Consider the following 22,824-nt stretch of genomic DNA (forward strand, 5'->3'; position numbering starts at 1 on the left):
GTATTAGGTGAAGGTCATACAATTATCGGGGCATCATGGCTTTTTTCAAGAAACTCAAGGACCGTTTGTTCAAATCTTCATCGAAAATCGATGAAGGTCTGGAGGCGATCGTCGAAGATGGTGGCGATGAAGAACAGGTAGACGCTGTGCAAATTGAACAGCGGGCCCTTGCAAACGAACCTGTAGAAATTATTCCTGAGCCTGAGCCTGAGCCTGAGCCTGAGCCTGAGCCTGAGCCTGAGCCTGAGCCTGAGCCTGAGCCTGAGCCTGAGCCTGAGCCTGAGCCTGAGCCTGAGCCTATTGTGCAGACTGCACGTGACCCTGCACCGGATGTGGCCGTTGCTATCCCTGCCAGCGCATCTGAACAGCCTTCGAAACCGGGCCTTGTGGGACGGCTTTTCGGCCGTAAAGAATCCAAGACAGTTGTGCGCCGCACATTGGATGACGACATGCTTGAACAGCTCGAAGAGCTGTTGATCGCGGCAGATATGGGCGTGGATACAGCGCTGCGCGTGACAGCGAACATGGCCGAAGGGCGCATGGGTAAAAAGCTGTCGGTTGATGAAATCAAAGCGCTGCTTGCTCAGGAAATTGCGCGCATCATGGAACCCGTGGCACGCCCGTTGCCGATCTACCCGAAAACGCCGCAGGTGGTTTTGGTGGTCGGGGTGAATGGGTCGGGCAAAACCACGACGATTGGTAAACTGGCCAGCCAGTTTCAGGCCGCAGGCAAAAAGGTGGTGATCGCAGCGGGTGATACGTTCCGCGCGGCGGCCGTTGAACAATTGCAGGTTTGGGGGGAACGGGCCGGTGTGCCGGTGCTCACAGCCCCCGAAGGCAGCGATCCCGCAAGTTTGGCCTTTGATGCGATGACGAAGGCCGAAGAAGACGGCGCTGACCTGTTGATGATCGACACCGCCGGACGTTTGCAGAACCGATCCGATTTGATGGAGGAACTTGCAAAGATCGTGCGGGTGATCCGCAAGAAAGATGAGACAGCACCGCACAACACACTTTTGGTGCTGGATGCGACAACGGGTCAAAACGCGGTCAATCAGGTCAAGATCTTCCAAGAGGTGTCTGATGTCTCTGGGCTTGTTATGACAAAACTGGATGGCACCGCAAAAGGTGGTGTGCTGGTGGCGCTTGCAGACAAATTTGGTCTGCCTATTCATGCGATCGGGGTCGGGGAACAAATTGATGATCTCGCAGCCTTTGATCCCGATGACTTCGCAAAGGCATTAAGCGGAGCGGAATGATGCCGCGTCTTTTTGTGAAAAAAATCCTCGGGGGTGAGGTGCGCAGCGCTGTTGGGGGCAAACTCCCCCCTGCAACGCCAAGGACATCTCCACCTTGTTGGACGATCTTGCGGTGACCGACTGGTTGATCTCGATTGAAGGCACGGCGACGGGGCATCAGGTGGCTTTGATGCTGGCGATTATGGCGGCCTTCTTACATGCGGTCTTTGGGGCGCTGCAAAAAGGACGGCACGACCCTTGGCTGACGCGCGGAGCGATTGATGCAAGCTATGGGTTGATGGCCGCGCCGTTTGCGCTGTTTGTCGTGCCGTGGCCTGAACCCCACATGTGGCCGATCTTTGCGGCCGTTTGGGTCATCCATATTATCTACAAGGTTCTGCAGGCGATGGCCTACACGCGGGGCGCCTACACTGTCGTTTATCCTGTGGTACGCGGTACAGGGCCGCTTTTTGCGGTGATCGGCGCTTACCTGATCTTCGACGAGACGTTTTCGGGTGTGCAATGGTTTGGCGTGGCGGTGTTGTTGTCGGGGATTTTTGGGCTGGCGATTTACAATTTGCTGTATTTGGAAGCTGAACGCGACACGCTGAACATGGCACTGGCGCTTGCTGTGCTGACGGGGTTGTTCGTGGCACTTTACACCACATATGACGCATATGGGATACGGGCCACGGTGAACCCGTTTACGTTTCTTGCGTGGTTTTTCATGATCGACGGCACGGCTATGCCGCCGGTTGCATTGCGGCGGTGGCTAAAAATGGAAAACCGGCCTGCGTTGGGGCCTTTGATGGTGCGGGGTGCCATCGGGGGGATTGTCGCCTTCCTGAGCTTTGGCGCTATCATGATGGCAACGCGGCTTGATAAGGTGGGCGAAGCGGCAGTGTTGCGCGAAACCTCAACGGTGTTTGCAGCTTTGATCGGTTGGTTGGTGTTGAAAGAAACAGTGGGCCCGCGGCGCATCGCTTTGATGGCGTTGATCGCACTTGGCGCAGTGATTGTGGAAATGGGCGGCTAGGCCGCCCGGATAGGATGACAAACGTGACAGGCGATACTTCGAACAAACCCTCGGACAGAAAAGACATCAATCCGTTTTTGAAAACGGCGCTGGAACTTGGCCCGGTCATTTTGTTTTTCATTGCGTACCTGCGCATGAAGGATGATTTATTTACCATAGGGGGCACGGAATATGATGGATTTATCGTTGTTACAGCAGCCTTTATCCCGCTTTTGATTGCAAGCACCGGCGCGCTTTGGTGGCTGACTGGTAAGCTGTCCAAGATGCAGGTGGCCACGCTGGTTTTGGTTGTTGTCTTTGGTGGCCTGTCCGTATGGTTGAACGACGACCGCTTTTTCAAAATGAAACCAACGATGATTTATGTGCTTTTTGGCGGCGTTTTGGGGTTTGGGGTCCTGCGGGGGAAATCCTATCTGAAGTACGTGATGGAAGAGATGATGCCGCTGAAAGACGAAGGCTGGATGATTTTGACCAAACGTGTGGCGCTGTTCTTTCTGGCACTTGCCGTGGCCAATGAAATTGTGTGGCGCACCATGAGCACCGAAACATGGGTTTATTTCAAAACCTTTGGCCTAAGTGCTGCGCTTTTTGCGTTTTTCATGACGCAAGGGCGCTTGTTTCAAACCTACAGCTCCGAGCCCGACGAAGAGGCCTGACGCGACGGGTCAGCTGTCCGAAAAGCGGTCGCTGCGCAGGGCGACGGCGAACTTAGCGGCAAAATCGCGGGTGAACATCGCAATCAACGCCAGATGTTCGGCGTCCATAGAAATAGATGACACAGAAGAATCCCGGAAAATGTTAAATGCAGGTCGAGCAAAGCAGACCTTGAATGGCGAAATTGCGCCAACCACTGCCGCAATACGTCACGTTTGAAAATTGTTTTCTGGCTGTGCGCCCCTAAAGCGGGGCAGATAGGCCTGCTTGGGGTTTGTGCATGAAGGGCAAAAGCCGTGCGAAACGCTGCGAGCCGACAGGGGGCAAGGCATGTCGCAAAGCGGCCAAAGGTGTTTCGCTGGGGCGCCGCAGAAGTGAATTGTAAAACGGCATGAGGCCCGGGCGCATATAGGCGGACCAATGGCTGATCCGCCGCGCTGCTGGTGCGATGTCGGCACCCGTCAATCGCAGTCGCTGCAGGGTAAGATCGCAATCAATTTCGATGTTGACCGCGTTGGGCGCAAAAAGGCCAGCCCCGACGGCACGGTCACTTGGGGTTGCGGCTTTGATCAGAGTTTCAAAGCCCGCGTCGAACAGATCATTTTCACGGCTTGTGATGTTAAACAACTCTAATGCTTGCCCCGCATCTGTGTGCAGGGCCGATGATGCGCGGCTTTGATAACTGGCGGCGGTCAGGATTATGGCGCGTTGGATGCTGTGGGCGGGAAGATGGTGCAATGCCTCAAAAAACACCTCTGACCCCATAGAATGGCAAATGACATGCACGGCACGCGCCGGTGCTGTGCGTTTCACGATTGCGATCACCTGCGCCAGATTTTGCCCTGCCTGCGCTGCTGTGCGCAGTGCGTGCCACAAGGTGCCACGCGCACGCCACGCAAAAGCGACGGCAAGGCCTTCGTTCGGGTCACGACCCGCAAACCCCAGCGCTGCGGGCCAACTGTCGCGTTTGTGCCCCAAAGGCGCATCAAAAATCGAGGTATGTGGGCAAAAACGCGGGGTTTCAGGATCGTATTTGAAGCCATGGACCATAATAATCACCGGACCCTTGGACCGTGCCGCAGTCTGGATGACCCGACGGGCCGGAACAGGGCTGCCATGCAATTGCGGGCCTTCGGATGTGGCATTTATTCGCAGCAATGGCATCTGGTGCTTTCCTTTGGGGGCACCAAAAGGCGGTGCCAATGCGATCAAGGCCTAAGGCTTGGGCGTGAAACTCCGGTTACGGGTGCGTCACGGTGTTGACGGGCTTCACGCAACGGCGTAGGTGAAGTTTGTGGCGATTTGTTACCGGATTGCGGGCCACGTGCGGCTTGGGGGCGACCCCAAAGACCACGCAAAAACTGCTAAAAGGTCAGGATGAAGCCCCCCTTCGCTTGACTTTGCGTTCGGGGGTTTTTTCGTGGTTGGCCCTTTTTGCAACCCGTGGAGAGAAGATATGACCGACACTTGGAATCCACGCACCAAAGCGGTGCATTCCGGCACACGACGCAGCCAATACGGCGAAGTTTCTGAGGCGATTTTTCTGACACAAGGCTTTGTGTACGCAAGCGCCGAAGACGCAGCCGCCCGTTTTGAAGAATGCGGACCGGATGAATTCATCTATGCGCGTTACGGCAACCCGACAGTCAAAATGTTCGAAGATCGCATGGCCGCTTTGGAAGGTGCAGAGGATGCCTTTGCCACGGCCTCTGGGATGGCGGCTGTGTCTGGTGCGCTCATTTCCATGCTGAAGGCGGGTGACCATGTGGTGTCATCACGTGCGCTGTTCGGGTCGTGTCTGTATGTGTTGGAGGACATTCTAACCCGCTACGGCGTCGAGGTGACATTTGTAGACGGGACCGATCTGGATCAATGGCGCGATGCAGTTCGGTCCGACACCAAAGCCGTGTTCTTTGAAAGCATGTCGAACCCGACGCTTGAAGTGATCGACATCACCGCCGTTTCCGAAATTGCCCACGCTGTGGGTGCGTTGGTGGTGATTGATAACGTTTTTGCAACGCCGGTCTATTCCAAGGCTTTCGCGCAAGGCGCTGATATCGTTGTGTATTCCACAACCAAACACGTAGACGGGCAGGGCCGTGCGCTGGGCGGTATCGTGCTGGGGTCAAAGCAGTTTATTCGCAAAACGCTTGAACCTTACATGAAGCACACAGGGGGTTCTATGTCTCCGTTTACGGCGTGGACGCACCTGAAGGGCTTGGAAACCATGGACCTGCGTGTACGTGCCCAAACCACAAGCGCACAGGCGATTGCAGAGGCATTGCAGGGGCAAAGCGGGTTGAAGCGCGTGATTTATCCCGGCCTGAAGGATCATCCACAGCACGATCTGGTCGCGCAGCAAATGGGCAAGGGCGGCACGATGTTGGCCCTTGATCTGGCAGGCGGGCGCGAGGCGGCGTTCAGGTTTCTGAATGCCGTCAAGATTGGCATTATCTCAAACAATTTGGGCGATGCCAAAACCATCATGACGCATCCATCAACAACGACACATCAGCGACTAAGCGACGCGCAAAAGGACACTTTGGGCATCACTGACGGTTTGGTGCGCATTTCGGTAGGCATAGAAGATACGGATGATCTGATCGCAGACCTGCAACAGGCGGTAAATGCGGCACGGTCATAAGACCGCGACTGCCGAATGAAAAAGAAATGAAGCAAAACCTGCGCCTTGCGTGATCCAAGCGTCGGTTTTGCCCGTACTTCTAGTCGTAATTGGCAATTAGATCACACACACACTATGTAAGGTGTCGAAACGATCATACAGGGGGGCCACTTAATGAATATTCATTCGCCCGATATCACAGCAATACCCGAACGCGACGAAGCCGAAGCCGCACTTGATGTGCTGCGCCGCTGGGCTGAAACCGCAACGACGACAGAGATTTTGGAACTTGACCCGTCGGTGGCCAAGTTGATCCCGGGAAAGACGTCTGTCGATTATCCCGCGCTGTCGCGCAAATTTCCCGACGGATTTGTCGTGGACGACGCCTACAAATCCACTCTGCCTGATTTGCAAAATGGTCCGTCCAGCCTGATCAAAGGTGCAAAGCAGCAAATCCAGCATGTGGGCATCTCAAATTTCCGCTTGCCGTTGCGCTTTAAAACCCGCGATGCGGGCGAGCTGATGCTTGAGACCTCTGTTACGGGGTCAGTCAGCCTTGAAGCTGACAAAAAGGGCATCAACATGTCCCGCATCATGCGGTCCTTCTACAAGCACGCCGAAAAGGCGTTCAGCTTTGATGTGATCGATGCGGCACTGAACGACTACATTACCGATCTGGAAAGCTTTGATGCGCGCATTCAAATGCGGTTTAGCTTTCCCATGAAGGTGCAAAGCCTGCGCTCGGGGCTGTCTGGGTACCAATACTACGACATCGCGTTGGAATTGGTTGAAAAAGACGGCCTGCGCCAGAAGATGGTGCATCTGGATTATGTCTATTCGTCCACATGCCCCTGTTCTCTTGAATTGTCCGAACACGCCCGCGCGACACGTGGGCAATTGGCGACGCCGCACTCGCAACGTTCTGTGGCGCGTGTGTCGGTGGTGTTGGACAATGACGCAGGTCCCCTGTGGTTCGAGGATTTGATCGAAGCCTGCCGTCGCGCTGTGCCAACCGAAACACAAGTGATGGTGAAACGCGAAGACGAACAGGCTTTTGCGGAATTGAATGCGGCCAATCCGATCTTTGTGGAAGACGCCGCACGTTTGTTCAGTGAACAGCTTTTGGCAGATGTCCGCATCGGCGATTTCCGGGTCATTGCCAGCCATCAGGAAAGCTTGCACAGCCATGACGCCGTGTCCGTTCTGACCGAAGGCCAAACATTTGCGCAAGACAGTTTCGACCCACGCCTGTTCGAGACCCTGTTTCACACGGGCTGATAAGCGACTGGTTCGTTTCAAAAACGCCCGCCCTGCGCCCCGTCTTGCACAGCGCAGTGGCGGGCGTTTTGCTGTTTTGGGGCATCTTGGTGCGGACATGCGTCAGAAGCGGTTCGGCTATGCAAAACTGTAAGTGGTGACTTTCTGCGTTGCAGCATAAGTTGGAGGGACTTCAAACACCCCCCTCAGGAGACCTGAAAATGGCCCTTTCAGACATGCACCGCCCCTCTGCAATCCATGCAATCGGTTCTTTTTTCACAAGCATATTTAATGCTTTGATTGATGCGCGGATGCTGCGGATTTCTGCGGAAGCGCGCGCACAGAAAATCGAAATTCTGAATGCAAAATCCGATGCAGAACTGGCTGAAATGCATCTGAAACGGGATGATATTCCGGCATATGTGTTCCGCGATCTGATGTATTCGTAACGACGCGCGACACGGCGTGGTGCGGGACCGCGCGCCGGCTATGGCTTGCATCTGCTTGACATAACCGCTCTGTCGCGCCAACGCTTGGCATTATGTTGGATCTGCGTCCTGTCGGATATGTGATTGGCCTATTGGTCACTGTTTTGGGCGTAGCGATGCTGCTGCCTTTTCTGGTGGCTATTGCCGAAGGGGACGGGTACTGGACAACCTTCGCACAAAGCGCCGTCATCACGATCATCGCGGGCGGGCTTATCGCACTTAGCTGTTCGAATGGCGTAAAAGAGGGCCTGACCATCCAGCAGACGTTCTTGCTGACCACAGGCGTTTGGCTGGCTTTGCCTGTTTTCGGGGCGTTGCCATTTGTTCTGGGCGCAACGGGTGCCAATTTCACCGATGCGTTCTTTGAGGCGATGTCAGGCCTGACGACAACCGGATCGACCGTCTTTTCCAACTTGGACACGTTGCCAAAAGGCCTGTTGTTGTGGCGCGGTATTTTGCAATGGTTGGGCGGCGTCGGCATTATCGTGGTCGCCATGGTGTTTTTGCCCGAATTGCGCGTCGGCGGAATGCAAATCTTCCGCTCCGAGGGTTTTGACACGTTCGGAAAAATCCTGCCGCGGGCGACCGAAATCGCATCACGCATTTCCGTTATTTACCTTGGGCTGACCTTGACCTGTGCCTTGTCCTACATCGCCGCTGGCATGAATGCCTTTGATGCAACGGTGCATGCCATGACCACAATCGCCACGGGTGGTTTTGCGAACTACGACGCGTCTTTCGGGGCATTTGACCCTTCGGCAGAATATGTCGCGACTGTCTTTATGCTACTGGCTGCTTTGCCTTTTGTGCGTTTCGTGCAGTTGACCGCAGGTACGGCGCGACCTTTGCTGCAAGACACCCAAATCCATGCGTTTTTTGGCACCGCTGTGGTGATCGTGTTTTTGATTGCAGGATGGACCCTATGGCAGTCTGAGGCCGCTACCGAACTGACGCTGCGCAAGGCCTTGTTCAACACTGTATCTTTGCTGACAGGTACCGGGTACGCCAGCGCGAACTACATGCAATGGGGCAGTTTTGCCGTGGCGGTTCTGTTCTTCACAGGGCTTATCGGCGGCTGTGCGGGGTCCACGGCATGTTCTATCAAAGTGTTCCGTTACCAACTGTTGTTTGCGTCGATCCGGGCACAATTGCAAAAGACCCGCTCGCCCCATGGCATCTTCACCCCCCGTTACGCAGGGCGGACTGTGGGGGATGACGTCCTAAGTTCGGTGATGTCGTTCTTCATGTTCTTCACTGTGACTTTGGGGGTGCTTGCGGTGGCCTTGGGCATGACGGGGCTCGACTTCACCACATCCGTTTCAGGTGCTGCGGCAGCCCTTGCCAACATTGGCCCTGGGCTGGGCGCCGAGATTGGTCCCGCTGGCAATTTTGCCAACCTGAATGACACAGCCAAATGGCTGCTGGCCACAGCCATGCTGCTGGGGCGCCTCGAACTTCTGGCGGTCTACGCCATCCTCACCATTCAATTCTGGAGAGCTTAAATGCCCAACACCGAACAAAAGCCTTTGGGCGCTCAAATCTCGCACATGCTGAAAGACCGCGGGGTCGATGTGATCTTCGGGATACCGGGCGTGCACAATCAGGAAATGTACCGTGGCATCGAAGAGGCGGGGATCACCCATGTTCTGGCGCGTCACGAACAGGGTGCAGGGTTTATGGCCGATGGCTACGCGCGGGCCACTGGCAAGCCGGGGGTGGCTTACGTGATCACGGGGCCGGGGCTGTGCAACATCATGACGCCGATGGGGCAGGCGTATAGCGATAGCGTGCCGATGCTGGTGATCTCATCCTGTCTGGACGAAATCGCGGCCACCAAAGGGCAGCTGCATCAAATGAAAGACCAACGCGGCGCGGCGGCCACCGTGTGCGATTGGTCAGAAGAGGCACGAACAGCCGAGGCGGCCTATACGCTCATTGACCGTGCGCTGACCGAGTTTGAAACAAATCGCCCCCGCACAAAGCACATCCAAGTTCCGATTGCGCAGCTTGAGGCGCGTGCGCCCATGCCGCCAAAGCGAGTGGCCAGCGAATTCTTGGGAAAGGACGGCCGAGATGTTTATGCCGTCAATAAAATCGCCAATGCTTTAAAAACAGCGAAGCGCCCAATCATGATTTTAGGTGGGGGGGCCACGACCGGCAGCAGCATGTACGGTAAAATTGCGACACGATCGGGTGCGGCTGTGTTTTGTACTTATGCGGGACGTGGCATTATCGACGGTCATCATCCGCTATATTTGGGATCCACGCTTGGTCGCCCCGATTCAGCAGATGTTTTGGCCAAAGCCGATCTGCTTTTGGTGGTTGGTTCGGAATTGGCCCCCGTTGATTTGTGGCGGGATGAGTTGGGGCACAGTTGTCCTATGATCCGGGTCGATATTGATGCCTCGCAGATGCACGGTGAGCTTCAAGACGGTGATATGCAAATCGTGGCTGGTGCCTATGAGCTGATGGAAGCAGTCTATGATGCACTCGCCGATCACACACCGCAAACGGACTGGAAACCTGCTGAAATCGCCGCCACCCGCAAACGCTGGCGGGCCGAGATCGAAGCCGAACGCCCAGGTATCCCGGCCGTAGCCGACGCGGTCAAAGCCTGTTTACCAGACAACACAATGATCTACTCCGACATGACGCAATTCGCCTACGCGGCTAAAGAAATCTGGGACATGGACCGCCCCAACCACTGGCACCATCCAACTGGTTTCGGAACGCTAGGGTACGCCACCCCTGCCGCAATCGGCGGGGCCGTCGCGCGGCCCGACAAACCCACAATGGCGATCATTGGCGACTATGGCTTCCACTATACGATGGCCGAACTCGGGGTTGCAGTCGAACTCGAATTGCCTCTGCCAATCATTCTGTGGGACAACGGTAAACTCAAAGAAATTGAGGATTCCATGGTGCGTGCCCAGATCGCACCCAACGCGGTTGTTGCTAAAAATCCCGACTTTTGCAAATTGGCAGAAGCGTTCGGCGCACATTCATGTGCTCCAACGACGCTTTCACAGATGCAAGACGAAGTGGTCAAAGCATTTCAGGCAGACGGACCAACTCTGATTTACGTGACACCGGAAATCACCGGCTGAGCCAGCTTCCTTTCGCGACAAATACTTTGGGGTCCGGGGCAATGCCCCGGTCCAACTGTGACACCACGCGCAACTTAAAAACTTGTGCGGTAAGGTGCACCTTGGTGCACCCGCCAATATTAGTTCCAGCAGCTGACCAGGACGGTCATATTCACTGCAGATGCTGCGATGTCCTCGGGGGGCAAAGCGGCAGCGTTGGTCGCGCGATCAGCGGAACGGCCAGCCTGAGACAAAAGATCCTGAATGACAGTGCGGTCCAGCGAAAAGCTGACATTCGCAGGCAGTTGCTGCCCTGTTTCGGGTGCAGGCAGCAACATACCCAGAACAGCGCCGGACGCATCCAGAACAGGGCCGCCCACATCGCCGGGCAATGCGGATAAGGCCAAACGGTTCAATCCGGCTTCACCACGCAGACCACGGACGTCCGCCAGTGTTCCAAATGTGATCGAAGCTGCACCCAGAACACCCTCATAGCTGTATCCAGCAACTGCAACTTCGCTTTGAAGCCTCGGGGTGTTTGCGCTGAATGCGGCAACTGTCAAAGGTGCCAGCGCGTCTTTGGGCGAGAGTAGGGCGATGCCTCGATCCGTGTCGGACGCCAGAACTTCGGCTTCGTATTCCTGATCCAGGGTGATGCGGGTGCATGATGCCACTGCGTCTGAACTTGTTACCACAGCGCCGCGTGCATCAACGTAAAAACCGGACCGCGACAGCTTGGGCTTACGCACCTCAAGGCCAGCGACCAGATCCACGGCTTGTTCATCGGCTGATCCCGCTGTCGGGTCCAACGCGCCGTTCAGTCGGGCAAAGCTTTTGTCCATCTGGGTCAACAAACGCGTGCGACGGGCCTCATCCCCGGCAGGCCAAATCAAGGTAAATCCTTTGACTTCGCCGTTTTGCAGAGACACCCGTGTCTCGGACACGATCTGATCATTTTCACCAACCAGCACAAAGCTGTTTTTGCGACGCTCACGCGGTCCGTCCAGTGGTACAATCTCGAGGGTCTGCATGATGTCATACAGGCCAAACAGCGTGGACTGATCACCCGCTTGGCTTATCAGGTACACTTGGGCGGCGATGTCACCGGTGGACGTGTAGTGGGCAAAGGGGGATTCGTGTTTGTCGAAGGCCACCACGGCGGTGGGCAACAGCATTTCGATACCAGCTTGCGTGTCTTGAACCATCTGCAAGCCAAGGCCTTCCAGAACAGCGTTATACTGTCGCAACAATTCCGCGCGTTGCATGGTTGTCAGGATGCCTGTGATTTCCAGGCCCTGGGCCGCTTGCCATCCTGCCATGGAATTGCGGGTGCCGCGACCGTATGCGCCGTCAATCGCGCCATCATAAACACCAGCCCATTTCAACGCCACCTGAAGCTCTTTTCGCTCATCCGCCGATAGCAATTGTTCACTGCGACGTGCCTGATTTGGCGTCTCATCTGCGGGTTCGGGTTCTGCGACAACAACGGGTTCAGGATCGACTTCAGTGGATGCGGTGGTTTGGGCGTTTTCGGGGGCCGCAATCGCGCCATTTTCCAAAACATTGGCGCCCACTGGCCAAAATTGCTGCCGAAAGCCGCTGGAAAACGCGATATAGGCGTCACGCGGGATCAACCGATCACGACGATACGTGCGCAAGACGATTTCGGCGTCGCGGCGTGTGTATGGGCCAAGGGCGATGCCGTACCAACCGCCGGGCAGGGCAAATCCGTTAACATCTTCCAGATTGGCGGCATAAGACCGCGCACTTTCCGTGGCTTGACGTAAACTTGGCTGCGCTTCCACTTGGACCCAAACCACATCATTTGACGTTTGGGCCGCCATCGGCACCACCCACGCAAACAAAACCATTACCGCAGCAGCAACCCTGTGCATCATTTCGCCTTAACCCTATGTCCTTGTACCTGTTGCGCGCAAATAAGCAGGAAATTGCCATAAACACCATGGGGGAATACCGGTAAAAGAAAGCCACACGCGCAATTGACCCTTTTGGCCACACACCATAGGAAAGGCCGCAATTCACGGCATTTGCCAAGCGTCAATCGGGACATGCAGACATGAGCACAATCGCACCGCGTTCGTTTCAGGAAATCATCCTGCGGCTTCAGTCTTATTGGGCATCAAAAGGCTGTGCGATTTTGCAGCCCTACGACATGGAAGTCGGGGCAGGGACGTTCCATCCCGCCACCACGCTGCGGTCTTTGGGCACGAACCCGTGGGCTGCCGCCTATGTGCAGCCTTCGCGCCGCCCCACAGACGGGCGCTATGGCGAAAACCCGAACCGTCTGCAGCACTATTACCAATACCAAGTGCTCATCAAACCCAGCCCCCCCGATCTGCAAGAGCTGTATCTGGGGTCGCTCGAAGCCATTGGCGTGGACATGGACCTGCACGACATCCGCTTTGTTGAAGACGATTGGGAAAGCCCAACACTTGGGGCGTGGGGCCTTGGCTGGGAAGTCTGGTGTGACGGCATGGAAGTGTCACAATTCACGTATTTCCAACAGGTTGGGGGGCATGATTGTCACCCGGTCTCAGGTGAGCTGACCTACGGGCTAGAGCGTTTGGCGATGTACATCCTTGGCGTCGATCACGTGATGGACATGCCGTTCAACGATCCCCAAACGCCCATTGCACTGTCTTACGGTGACATCTTCAAACAAACCGAAGAAGAATATGCGCGCTGGAACTTTGATGTGGCCAACACAGACGTATTGCTGCGGCATTTCGAAGAGGCGGAAGCGGAATGCAAAAGCATTCTATCACAAGCGCATGACGACCCGAAAACAGGCAAACGCATTGTCATGGCGCACCCCGCCTACGACCAGGCGATCAAAGCGAGCCACATCTTCAATCTTTTGGACGCACGCGGCGTGATCTCGGTCACTGAACGCCAAGCCTACATCGGACGCGTGCGCACACTGTCCAAAGCCTGCGCAGACGCTTTTGTGCAAACGCGGGCCGGTGGGTTTGTCGAGGCCGCTGAATAATGGGGAAATTTTTAGCTGTGTTGTTAGTTGGCAGTGCCTTTGGGGCGGGAATTTTCATGTATTACCTGCAAGTCTACGGGTTCTACGACGAGGTCGTAGGCGGTGACGTGCAGCTTGTGTCGGTCGTCGACGACCTGCCCGAAACCATCAGCTTCGACAATCTGCAAGCCATCGACGCCGACAGCTCACCCCTGCGCTACCGCGCGTGTTTTACCACAGACCTTAGCCTGTCATTGCTGTCCGAAACCTACGTAGGCTTAGAAACAGCAACCCCGCGCAACGCGCCCGAATGGTTCGACTGCTTTGACGCCGCCGCCATTGCCGCCGAACTCGAAGCCGGTACAGCCATTCCATTCCTTGGTGGCAAAAACGTCGAATTCGGCGTCGATCGCATCGTGGCAATCACCGAAGACGGGCGTGGCTACGTCTGGCACGACCTGAATGACTGCGGCGACAAGGCCTATGACGGCACCATCGTCGGCGAAGAATGCCCCAGAAGGGAAACCGAATAATGCCTGATCTTCTGATTGAACTGTTTTCCGAAGAAATCCCCGCGCGCATGCAAACCCGCGCCGCTGAGGACCTGAAAAAGCTGGTCACAAACGGCATGGTTGAGGCCGGGTTGACCTACGCCTCTGCCGCCGCATTTTCCACGCCGCGCCGCCTGACCCTGACGGTTGAGGGGATGCTGGACGCGTCCCCCACGACCGTGGAAGAACGCAAAGGCCCCAAAGCCGACGCGCCCGAAAAAGCCATCGAAGGCTTCCTGCGCGGCGCTGGCCTAAGCCGCGACGACCTAGAGGAACGCGAAACGCCCAAAGGCAACATCCTGTTTGCCAAAATCACCAAGCCGGGCCGCCCGGCAGCGGACATCGTGGCCGAGGTGTTAGAACACGCGATCCGCAATTTCCCATGGCCCAAATCCATGCGCTGGGGCAGTGGTTCCTTGAAATGGGTCCGCCCATTGCACTCCATTCTGGCGATCACCGTGGCCGAAGACGGCGCAGAAGTGATCCCGATGGACGTCGACGGCATCACGTCGTCGGACATCACCGAAGGCCACCGTTTTATGGCCCCGGGCCGCTTTTCGGTGACGTCCTTTGACGACTACACAACCAAGCTGAAACGCGCCTTTGTGGTGCTGGACGCGTCCGAACGCGCCGACACCATTTGGCACGACGCCACCAACCAAGCCTTCGCCAATGGGCTGGAAGTCATTGAAGACGCAGGCCTTTTGGCCGAGGTCGCAGGGCTTGTCGAATGGCCGGTGGTCCTGATGGGCACCATCGACGATGACTTCCTTGGTCTGCCGCCAGAGGTTCTCAAAGTCTCGATGAAAGAACACCAAAAGTTCTTCTCCGTCAAAAACTCCAAAACAGGCCGGATTGAGCGGTTCATCACAGTCGCCAACCGCGAAACCGCCGACAATGGTGCGACGATCCTTGCGGGTAACCAAAAGGTGCTGTCCGCACGTTTGGCCGACGCCAAGTTTTTCTGGGAAAACGACCTGCGCGTCGCCAAGGCGGGCATGAGCGAATGGCTCGACGCCTTGAAAAACGTGACCTTCCACAACAAACTCGGCACCCAAGCCGAATTGATCGAACGCATGGCCAACTTAGCCCGCGAAATCGCCCCCCATGTGGGCGCAGACCCCGACATGGCCGAAAAAGCGGCACGCTTGGCGAAAGCCGACCTTAGCTCCGAAATGGTCTACGAATTCCCAGAACTTCAAGGGCTTATGGGGCGGTATTACGTTGAGGCTTCAGGCGAAGACGCAGCGATTGCGGCAGCTTCTGAGGAACACTACGCTCCATTAGGTCCGTCAGATGATGTGCCTACAGCGCCGGTTTCTGTGGCGGTGTCTCTGGCTGAGAAAATCGATAAGCTGGTTGGGTTCTGGGCGATTGATGAGAAGCCAACAGGGTCAAAAGACCCGTTTGCGCTGCGCCGCGCAGCTTTAGGGATCATTAGAATTGCTCTGGAAAACGAGCTGACCGCCCCGTTGATGAAATTAGGGGTCAGCGACGCGCTGCTTTCCTTCATCCACGACCGCCTCAAAACCTACTTGCGTGATCAAGGTATCCGCCACGACATCATCGATGCCTGCATTGCGATGCCAAACAACGACGACATCAACCTTTTGGTCAAACGCGCCCGTGCCCTGTCTGAAACACTCAAAACAGACGACGGCGAAAACCTGATCCAAGGGTTCAAACGCGCCAACAACATCCTCTCCCAAGCGGAAGAGGCTGACGGCGTCGAATATTCCTACGGCGCTGACGTCAAATTCGCGGAAACCGACGAAGAACGCACGCTTTTTGCAGCGCTCGACGCAGCAGAGGCCAAAATTACCCCGGCGATGGACAGCCAAGACTTCCAAACCGCAATGGCTGCCATGGCAACCCTGCGCCAACCCATCGACGCGTTCTTTGAAGCGGTGCAAATCAACGCAGACAACCCAACTGTGCGACGCAACAGGCTCAATCTGCTCAGCCGCATCCGCACAATCTGCTCAAGCGTGGCAGACCTGACCAAAATCGACGGCTAATCCCTTCATCTTGGCAAAAATACCTCGGGGGAGGCCGCAGGCCGGGGGCTGGCCCCCCTTCGGCTTGCCCGTTAACCTTTCTTAACTCTTGTCACATCAAGTTTACATTCTATGCTGCACCCAATACATGAGGTGCTGCGGTGCAGAATAATCCAAACACAACACTGGTGACGCAAACAGCGCCGATCGCGACAGCGACACATGGCGGGCGGGCGAAATGCCTGCAACGGCTGGTGCGGCTTGATCTGCCGGTGCCGACAACTGTCGCCCTTAGCTTTGATGCGGTGCACAAAATCGCCCAAGGGGAACTGCCGGACATTGAAGCCGTACTGAAACAGTTTCCCGATGATGCACTGCTTTGTGTGCGTCCGTCTTCTGAAGATCCTGACTGGGGTGGTCCGGGGGCCGTGTTGAATATCGGGATGAACGATGCCAGCCACGCGACTTTGTGCCGTGATTTGGGGTCAGATGCCGCTACAACGCTATATATGCGATTTGTGCAATATTATGCGGTGCATGTTGCCAGACTAGATCCCGATATGTTCGATAATGTAACAGGGAACGGGCCCGAAGGGTTGAAAGAAACCCTACGTGCCTATGAGGACGAGACCGAAGAAAGCTTCCCCGGCAACCGTGCGACGCAGCTTGGCGCGGTGTTGCGATCAATGGCACGTGCATGGGATGGCACATCCGCCCGTTTGCTGCGCCAAGCCAAAGGTGCTCCTGCCGAAGCCGGTTTGGGGTTGGTGGTTCAGCAAATGGCCTTTGGCGTTGGCATCAAGAAAAGCGGCGCAGGCGTTTTGCAGCTTGTCGACAGCAACACAGGGCTGCCGCAAATCACCGGACGCTATTTGCGTCAAAGTCAGGGGCGCGATGCGTTGCAAGCCGAAGCAGAAGCATTGTACCTGACAAAAGACCCTCGTGGGCCGTCTTTGGAAGAACAAGAACCTGCGCTGTTCAAACAGCTTCAGGACCATGCCGCGTTGATGCGGGTGAAATTGCGCGAAGAAATGCAGGTGGAATTCACTGTAGATGACGGTGTTTTGCACATTCTGGATGGTGTACGTGTGGCCCGCAGCCCGCGTGCAGCTGTGCGTATCGCTGTGCAGCTTGCCAAGGACAAGATTATTCCGCAGCAAGAGGCTGTGATGCGTGTCGAGCCGAGCATGCTGAATGAATTGTTGCACCGCCAAGTCGACAAAGATGCGGCGCGTGACGTCATCGGGCATGGGATCGCTGCCAGTCCCGGTGCGGCCACAGGTCGGATCGTGTTTACGGCTGCAGAAGCACAAGCCAGCGCGTCACGCAACGAAGATTGCGTTTTGGTCCGCCGTGAAACGTCGCCCGAAGATATTCGTGGCATGCACGCGGCCAAAGCCGTTTTGACAGAACGGGGCGGTATCACCAGCCACGCAGCTGTGATCGGGCGCGGCATTGGCCTGCCGTGCGTTGTGGGCGTGTCCGACATCCGGTTTCAGACCAATGACAAGCAGTTGATGCTCAAAGACGGGCGTATCATCAAACAAGGCGACGTGATCACCATTGATGGCACCAGCGGGGATGTATTGTTGGGGGCGCCTGCGATGCAGGAAGCCGTACTAGACGACGCATTTCAAAACCTGATGGATTGGGCAGATGCGGAACGCGACATCGGCATTCGCGCCAATGCAGATACCCCAGCCGATGCTCAGACCGCACGCAATTTCAACGCGCAAGGTATCGGTTTGTGCCGCACGGAACACATGTTTTTCGACATCAACCGTCTGACGGTGATGCGCGAGATGATCTTTGCCGAGACAGGCGAGGACAGGCGCGCTGTCCTAGAGCGCTTGTTGCCGATGCAGCGGGACGATTTTACGCAATTGTTCCGGATCATGGAGGGCCAGCCAGTCTGCATTCGACTTTTTGATCCACCCCTACATGAATTCCTGCCGACAAATCGCAGTGGACAGCGCGAGCTTGCCGAAGCTTTGGATTTGCCCTTGTCCGATGTAACGCGGCGCATTGAAGCCATGATGGAATATAACCCGATGCTCGGTTTGCGCGGTGTGCGCCTTGGTGTGACAGTGCCGGAAATTTACGAAATGCAGGCCCGGGCGATTTTTGAAGCCACCTTGGAAGCCAGCCGCGACGGCGACCCCGTCGTCCCTGAAATCATGATCCCGTTGGTCAGCGCCAAACGCGAAGTTGAATTGGTCAAAACCAACATTGATAGCGTTGCGGCGGCTGTTCACAACGAACGCGGTGAAAGCTTTGACTACAGACTGGGTGTTATGGTTGAAACGCCACGCGCTGCATTGCGCGCCGGTGACATTGCACAGCATTGCGCCTTCTTAAGTTTCGGGACCAACGATCTGACGCAAATGACCTATGGATTAAGCCGCGATGATGCTGGACGGTTCATGTCTGATTATGTGCGTCAGGAGGTCTTCCCCGAAGACCCGTTTCACACGCTGGATCTGGACGGGGTGGGAGAGTTGCTGGAACTGGGTGCCACACGGGGCCGCAAAACGCAGCCCGATGTGACGTTGTCGATCTGTGGTGAGCACGGTGGTAATCCCGAATCAATCGCATTCTGTCGCGCCCGTGGTTTTGATTATGTTTCATGCTCTCCGTTTCGGGTGCCAGGTGCGCGTCTTGCCGCAGCCCAATTGGCCATCGCCCACAAGACATTGTGATAAACAGTGCAACACCCGCGAAATAAGGGGTTTTGTAGCTGGTGAACCTAGGCTGCGGCGCATGACGCGGGTGTGCTGAAAACGTGATAAACTGGACCTTAACCAATTTTCTGCGTATGTGGCCCCATCTGAAACGACACTAGGCTGCCGCATGCGTGTACTTCTTTCCTTTTTGATGGCTCTGGCCATGTCCATTCCCGTTTCGCTTTTGGCGGGGGATGAACAGGCAAAAAAGCTGTTGCGCAATGAGACGCGCGGCTTGAACAAAGTCTCCAAAGACAGGTTGAATGGGCTGGTGCAGGTCGTGGACCAAAGCGGCAGCGATGTTGTGTTCTCAAAATCCTGGCTTGACGCGCAACCCAAAGCAAAAGGCAACGCCCAGTGGAAATGTCTGTCTGAAGCGCTGTATTTTGAAGCTCGTGGCGAGACCGTGAAAGGTCAATTCGCTGTTGCTGAGGTGATCTTGAACCGGGTCAAAAGCACACGGTTTCCCGGCTCTTTGTGTGGCGTGATCAACCAGGGCACCGGCAAGAAATACGGGTGCCAATTCACCTACACCTGCGACGGCAAACCGGAACGCATCAACGAACCAAAATCCTACGAGCGTGTTGCAAAAGTGGCCCGTGCGGTAATTGATGGCCGCGCCCCCGATTTGACCAATGGGGCCACGCATTATCACACAACAGCCGTACGCCCGCGTTGGTCCAAAGTGTACACCAAAACAGCACGGATTGGCGTCCATATCTTTTACCGTCACACGTACCGCACTGCATCGAACTGAAAAGCGGCCATCTGTCTGTAGGTATCCAGCGCAATGGGATGCCGCATATGGGTGCTGCTCTGGCGTAAACGACGCTGTCCTCAAACGGCAAAACCGTCTATGCAGGCGCTGCTTGCCCTGTTGAAAGACCTGTCTCATGACCACTGAAGTCCGTCTCGCTTTTGCGCATCCCTCTGAGCGTGCCGATGCGACCCCCCATGGCGACCAGCCACTTGATCGCATTTCCGTGCGCAATCATACGGTAGATGTCGAAATCGGCGCGTTTCAGGCAGAGCGCGGGGTCACGCAACGCATCAGCTTTAACATCGTTGTGGAAGTGCAACCGCTGACCGGCCCCATCGAAGATGATGTGGACCGCATTCTAAGCTACGACAAAGTCACCGAAGCGATCGCATTTGAACTGGCCGACGAGCGGCTTAACTTGTTGGAAACACTCGCAGAACGTGTTGCGGATCGCATTTTGCTAGAACCACAAGCAAAGCGCGTCTTTGTGCGCATCGAAAAACTGGATCGCGGACCGGGCGCATTGGGTGTGGAAATTGTCCGCGCACGCGCCGCAAGTGATTTGGCCAGCATCGAGGAAGAAACGCCATTGCACCCAGAACTGGTGTTTTTGTCGAACGCAGCGCTGGGATCGCCCCATTTGGGAGGCTGGATTGATCAGTTGCAGGCAGGCGGGCGGCCTTTGATCGTATGTGTCGAAGCGTCTGATGTGCCAGCCCCGCAAACAGGCCACAAAATGACCCAACGCCGCGTCGATCTGCTGGCAATTGAGCAAAACGCGTGGGTTCTGGCTGCAACGGACGAACGCTGTGTTGTCGTGGAAACGCGTACAGAACTGGACTGGGGTATGCGCAATGACCAGATTTGTGTTTGGGCGCCGTCCAAGATTGTGTTGGATGCGGTTGATGGCCCTTCCGCTGGCCCAAAAGACGCCGTGGCACTGGCTGCGTGGTTCGCCCAAACCTGTGACGCCCAAGAGCTGCTGGTGATCGGTGCAGAGGCGCCTGAGGACAGTGCTGTGACCGTGCGCACCATGTCTGCGGACAGCGACCGGGTTTAAGCGTCATGCGCTATGTCCGTCCTTTGGTCCAGGTTGGCAGCACCCGCCCCGATGATGCCTTGCCCCTTGCAGGCGGGTGGGGTTGGTTCACCCATATCGAAATTTTGTCGCGTCGCCACACATCCCGCGTGGCATCTGTATCCGAATTGACAAGCGCAGAAAGCGCGGCTCTGACAACGCAACGCAGCCTGATCTCTGATATGACCTTTGATGTCCCCCGATTGATGGGCATTGTGAATGTGACGCCTGACAGTTTTTCGGATGGGGGTGAAAACGCGGCCCCTGAGATGGCTTGCCAAACGGCATTGCAGATGATCGGGCAGGGCGCGGATATTTTGGACATCGGGGGTGAATCCACACGACCGGGTGCGCAAACGGTCGCGGCAGATGATGAAATTGCACGTGTAGCCCCCGCGATTGCTGCCATACGGGCCAAAACCACGCATCCTATTTCGATCGATACCCGCAAAGCGGCGGTGGCGGATGCTGCTTTGGATGCAGGTGCAAGTTTGGTGAATGACGTCGCAGGGTTTACGTTTGACGCGGGCTTGGCCCCTTTGTGCGCAAAGCGTAACGTGCCAGTTTGCGTGATGCATGCGCAAGGCGATCCTGCGACAATGCAAAAAGATCCGCACTACGAAAACGTTCTTTTGGATGTGTATGACTTTTTGGCAGAGCGGATCGAAACCCTGACCCGTCAAGGCCTGTCACGGGGTCAGATTATTGTCGATCCGGGGATCGGTTTCGGGAAAAACATGACGCATAATCTGGCGTTACTCGAAAAAATCAGCCTGTTTCATTCCCTTGGCACCCCCATCTTGCTGGGCGCATCGCGCAAACGCTTCATCGGCACCCTTGGTGGCGCATCAGAACCACAAGATCGCGACGCGGGGTCAATTGGCGTTGCGTTGGCTGCACTGGGGCAAGGGGTGCAAATTGTACGGGCCCATGATGTGGCCGGACATGCACAAGCCATTGCGCTATGGCGTGCAGGCATGGCACATAACTGACATGACAAAGCTATTTGGTACCGACGGCGTGCGTGGCACGGCCAACATTCATCCTATGACAGCCGAAATGGCGCTGCGCATCGGCGCGGCGGTGGGGCGGTATTTCAGGCGCGACGGCAACAGCGCCCACCGCGTTGTGATCGGCAAAGACACGCGGCTTTCGGGGTATATGTTCGAAAATGCGCTGACGGCCGGGCTGACATCGACTGGCATGAACGTGCTGCTTTTGGGGCCTGTGCCGACGCCCGCCGTGGGGTTACTGACGCGGTCCATGCGTGCGGACCTTGGGGTGATGATCTCGGCCAGCCACAATCCGGCACAAGACAACGGGATCAAATTCTTTGGGCCAGATGGGTTCAAACTGTCCGATGCGGTCGAGGCCGAGATCGAGGCGCTGGTCGCTGCAGGGGTTGAGCCCACGGACGCCCCCAACATCGGCCGCGCCAAACGGATTGACGACAGCCGGTTTCGCTATATCGAGCGGGTGAAATCATCGTTCCCTCGGCAAATGCGGCTTGATGGCATGAAGATCGTGATCGACTGCGCCAACGGGGCCGCGCACCACGTCGCCCCCATGACGCTCTGGGAATTGGGCGCGACGGTGATCCCTGTCGGCACTTCCCCAAACGGGCACAACATCAACGAACATTGCGGTTCAACCCACCCCCAGACAGCCGCCGAGGCCGTGGTTGCCCATGGCGCAGACGTCGGGATTTGTCTGGATGGCGATGCGGACCGCGTGATCCTGCTGGACGAGACGGGCAAGGTCGGCGACGGCGATCAATTCATGGCGCTGATGGCGTCGCGTTGGGCAGCTGAGGACAAGCTGAAAGGCGGGGCTTTGGTGGCGACGGTCATGTCGAACCTTGGACTAGAACGGTTCCTTGAGGGCAAAGGCGTGCGGCTGGAGCGGACAAATGTCGGCGACCGCTACGTGGTCGAACGCATGCGACAAGGCGGGTTCAATCTGGGCGGGGAGCAATCAGGTCACATTGTGATGACGGATTATGCCACAACAGGTGACGGGCTGATGGCAGGGCTACAGTTCTTGGCCGAAATGGTACGCAGCGAAAAGCGGGCGTCCGATTTGATGCACAACTTTAATCCCGTTCCGCAACTTCTTAAAAACGTGCGATATTCCGTCGATCAAAAGCCACTTGAGGACGCCCATGTCCAAGCCGCAATCACCCAAGCCGAAGCAGACCTCGTCGGCAACGGCCGCCTGCTGATCCGCAAATCCGGCACAGAACCGCTGATCCGCGTGATGGCGGAAAGCGAGGATGAAGGCATTTTGAATGCGTCAGTTGATGGGATTGTGCGGGCTGTTGAAGAGGCTGTGGGGGGATAGGTGG

The 22,824-nt window shown here is 56.3% G+C and carries 18 protein-coding genes; 16 read left to right on the forward strand and 2 right to left on the reverse strand.

From position 1 onward, the window contains the following. The first annotated feature begins 35 nt into the window (after window positions 1-35). The 3 genes from ftsY (at window position 36) to ABJL60_RS02960 (ending at window position 2,930) form a co-directional block, all read left to right on the forward strand. Window positions 36-1,259 (forward strand): signal recognition particle-docking protein FtsY, encoded by a 1,224-nt coding sequence (ftsY, locus tag ABJL60_RS02950; protein WP_348374692.1) that lies wholly within the window; start codon window positions 36-38, stop codon window positions 1,257-1,259. 112 nt (window positions 1,260-1,371) lie between these two features. Continuing rightward, window positions 1,372-2,274 carry an EamA family transporter gene (locus tag ABJL60_RS02955; RefSeq protein ID WP_348375353.1) on the forward strand — a complete coding sequence of 301 codons (903 nt, stop codon included), beginning with the start codon at window positions 1,372-1,374 and terminating at the stop codon, window positions 2,272-2,274. Between the two features lie 14 nt (window positions 2,275-2,288). Next, complete coding sequence (locus tag ABJL60_RS02960; RefSeq protein WP_348285189.1) at window positions 2,289-2,930, forward strand: inner membrane-spanning protein YciB; 642 nt, start codon at window positions 2,289-2,291, stop codon at window positions 2,928-2,930. 241 nt (window positions 2,931-3,171) lie between these two features. Here ABJL60_RS02960 and ABJL60_RS02965 read toward each other — a convergent pair whose 3' ends face one another. Further along, a complete protein-coding gene (locus tag ABJL60_RS02965; RefSeq protein ID WP_348374694.1) occupies window positions 3,172-4,092 on the reverse strand; it encodes an alpha/beta hydrolase in 921 nt (306 codons plus the stop codon). Between the two features lie 292 nt (window positions 4,093-4,384). Here ABJL60_RS02965 and metZ point away from each other — a divergent pair, with 292 nt between their 5' ends. From metZ to ABJL60_RS02990, 5 genes are all read left to right on the forward strand, one after another. After that, window positions 4,385-5,572, forward strand: a complete 1,188-nt coding sequence (gene metZ / locus ABJL60_RS02970; protein WP_348285191.1) for an O-succinylhomoserine sulfhydrylase — start codon at window positions 4,385-4,387, stop codon at window positions 5,570-5,572. A gap of 153 nt (window positions 5,573-5,725) precedes the next feature. Beyond that, on the forward strand, window positions 5,726-6,829 hold the full coding sequence (gene folE2, locus ABJL60_RS02975) for a GTP cyclohydrolase FolE2 (protein ID WP_348374696.1): 1,104 nt from the start codon (window positions 5,726-5,728) through the stop codon (window positions 6,827-6,829). 200 nt (window positions 6,830-7,029) lie between these two features. After that, window positions 7,030-7,257, forward strand: a complete 228-nt coding sequence (locus ABJL60_RS02980) for a hypothetical protein (protein WP_348374698.1) — start codon at window positions 7,030-7,032, stop codon at window positions 7,255-7,257. A gap of 92 nt (window positions 7,258-7,349) precedes the next feature. Next, window positions 7,350-8,798: a TrkH family potassium uptake protein gene (locus ABJL60_RS02985; RefSeq protein ID WP_348374700.1), complete on the forward strand. Its 1,449-nt coding sequence runs from the start codon at window positions 7,350-7,352 to the stop codon at window positions 8,796-8,798. Continuing rightward, window positions 8,799-10,403, forward strand: coding sequence for a 5-guanidino-2-oxopentanoate decarboxylase (locus tag ABJL60_RS02990; RefSeq protein WP_348374702.1), 1,605 nt, complete (start codon window positions 8,799-8,801; stop codon window positions 10,401-10,403). It begins immediately after the preceding gene. Window positions 10,404-10,522: 119 nt separating this feature from the next. Here the strand turns inward: ABJL60_RS02990 and ABJL60_RS02995 are convergent, their stop codons facing one another. Then, the gene (locus tag ABJL60_RS02995; protein WP_348374704.1) at window positions 10,523-12,280 is read right to left on the reverse strand and encodes a serine protease; all 1,758 of its coding nucleotides are present in this window, start codon (window positions 12,278-12,280) and stop codon (window positions 10,523-10,525) included. 179 nt (window positions 12,281-12,459) lie between these two features. Between ABJL60_RS02995 and ABJL60_RS03000 the strand changes: the two genes are divergently transcribed. The 8 genes from ABJL60_RS03000 to glmM all read left to right on the forward strand — a co-directional run bounded on the left by ABJL60_RS03000 (window position 12,460) and on the right by glmM (window position 22,820). Continuing rightward, window positions 12,460-13,392: a glycine--tRNA ligase subunit alpha gene (locus tag ABJL60_RS03000; protein WP_108828903.1), complete on the forward strand. Its 933-nt coding sequence runs from the start codon at window positions 12,460-12,462 to the stop codon at window positions 13,390-13,392. Then, entirely contained in the window at window positions 13,389-13,904 is a 516-nt protein-coding gene (locus ABJL60_RS03005; protein WP_348375355.1) for a DUF6446 family protein, read from the forward strand. The genes ABJL60_RS03000 and ABJL60_RS03005 overlap by 4 nt, the downstream gene beginning before the upstream one ends. Further along, window positions 13,904-15,940: a glycine--tRNA ligase subunit beta gene (gene glyS, locus ABJL60_RS03010; RefSeq protein WP_348374706.1), complete on the forward strand. Its 2,037-nt coding sequence runs from the start codon at window positions 13,904-13,906 to the stop codon at window positions 15,938-15,940. Before ABJL60_RS03005 ends, glyS begins: the two co-directional genes overlap by 1 nt. Before the next feature lie 140 nt (window positions 15,941-16,080). After that, on the forward strand, window positions 16,081-18,618 hold the full coding sequence (locus tag ABJL60_RS03015) for a putative PEP-binding protein (protein WP_348374708.1): 2,538 nt from the start codon (window positions 16,081-16,083) through the stop codon (window positions 18,616-18,618). A 151-nt stretch (window positions 18,619-18,769) separates the two neighbouring features. Next, complete coding sequence (locus ABJL60_RS03020) at window positions 18,770-19,399, forward strand: cell wall hydrolase (RefSeq protein WP_348374710.1); 630 nt, start codon at window positions 18,770-18,772, stop codon at window positions 19,397-19,399. 136 nt (window positions 19,400-19,535) lie between these two features. Further along, window positions 19,536-20,462 (forward strand): dihydroneopterin aldolase, encoded by a 927-nt coding sequence (locus tag ABJL60_RS03025; RefSeq protein ID WP_348285199.1) that lies wholly within the window; start codon window positions 19,536-19,538, stop codon window positions 20,460-20,462. A 5-nt stretch (window positions 20,463-20,467) separates the two neighbouring features. Continuing rightward, window positions 20,468-21,472, forward strand: coding sequence for a dihydropteroate synthase (gene folP, locus ABJL60_RS03030; protein WP_348374712.1), 1,005 nt, complete (start codon window positions 20,468-20,470; stop codon window positions 21,470-21,472). 1 nt (window position 21,473) lies between these two features. After that, on the forward strand, window positions 21,474-22,820 hold the full coding sequence (gene glmM / locus ABJL60_RS03035; RefSeq protein WP_348285228.1) for a phosphoglucosamine mutase: 1,347 nt from the start codon (window positions 21,474-21,476) through the stop codon (window positions 22,818-22,820). Window positions 22,821-22,824: the final 4 nt, after the last annotated feature.

The organism is Ascidiaceihabitans sp. (assembly GCF_039986515.1).
Lineage (GTDB): Bacteria > Pseudomonadota > Alphaproteobacteria > Rhodobacterales > Rhodobacteraceae > Ascidiaceihabitans.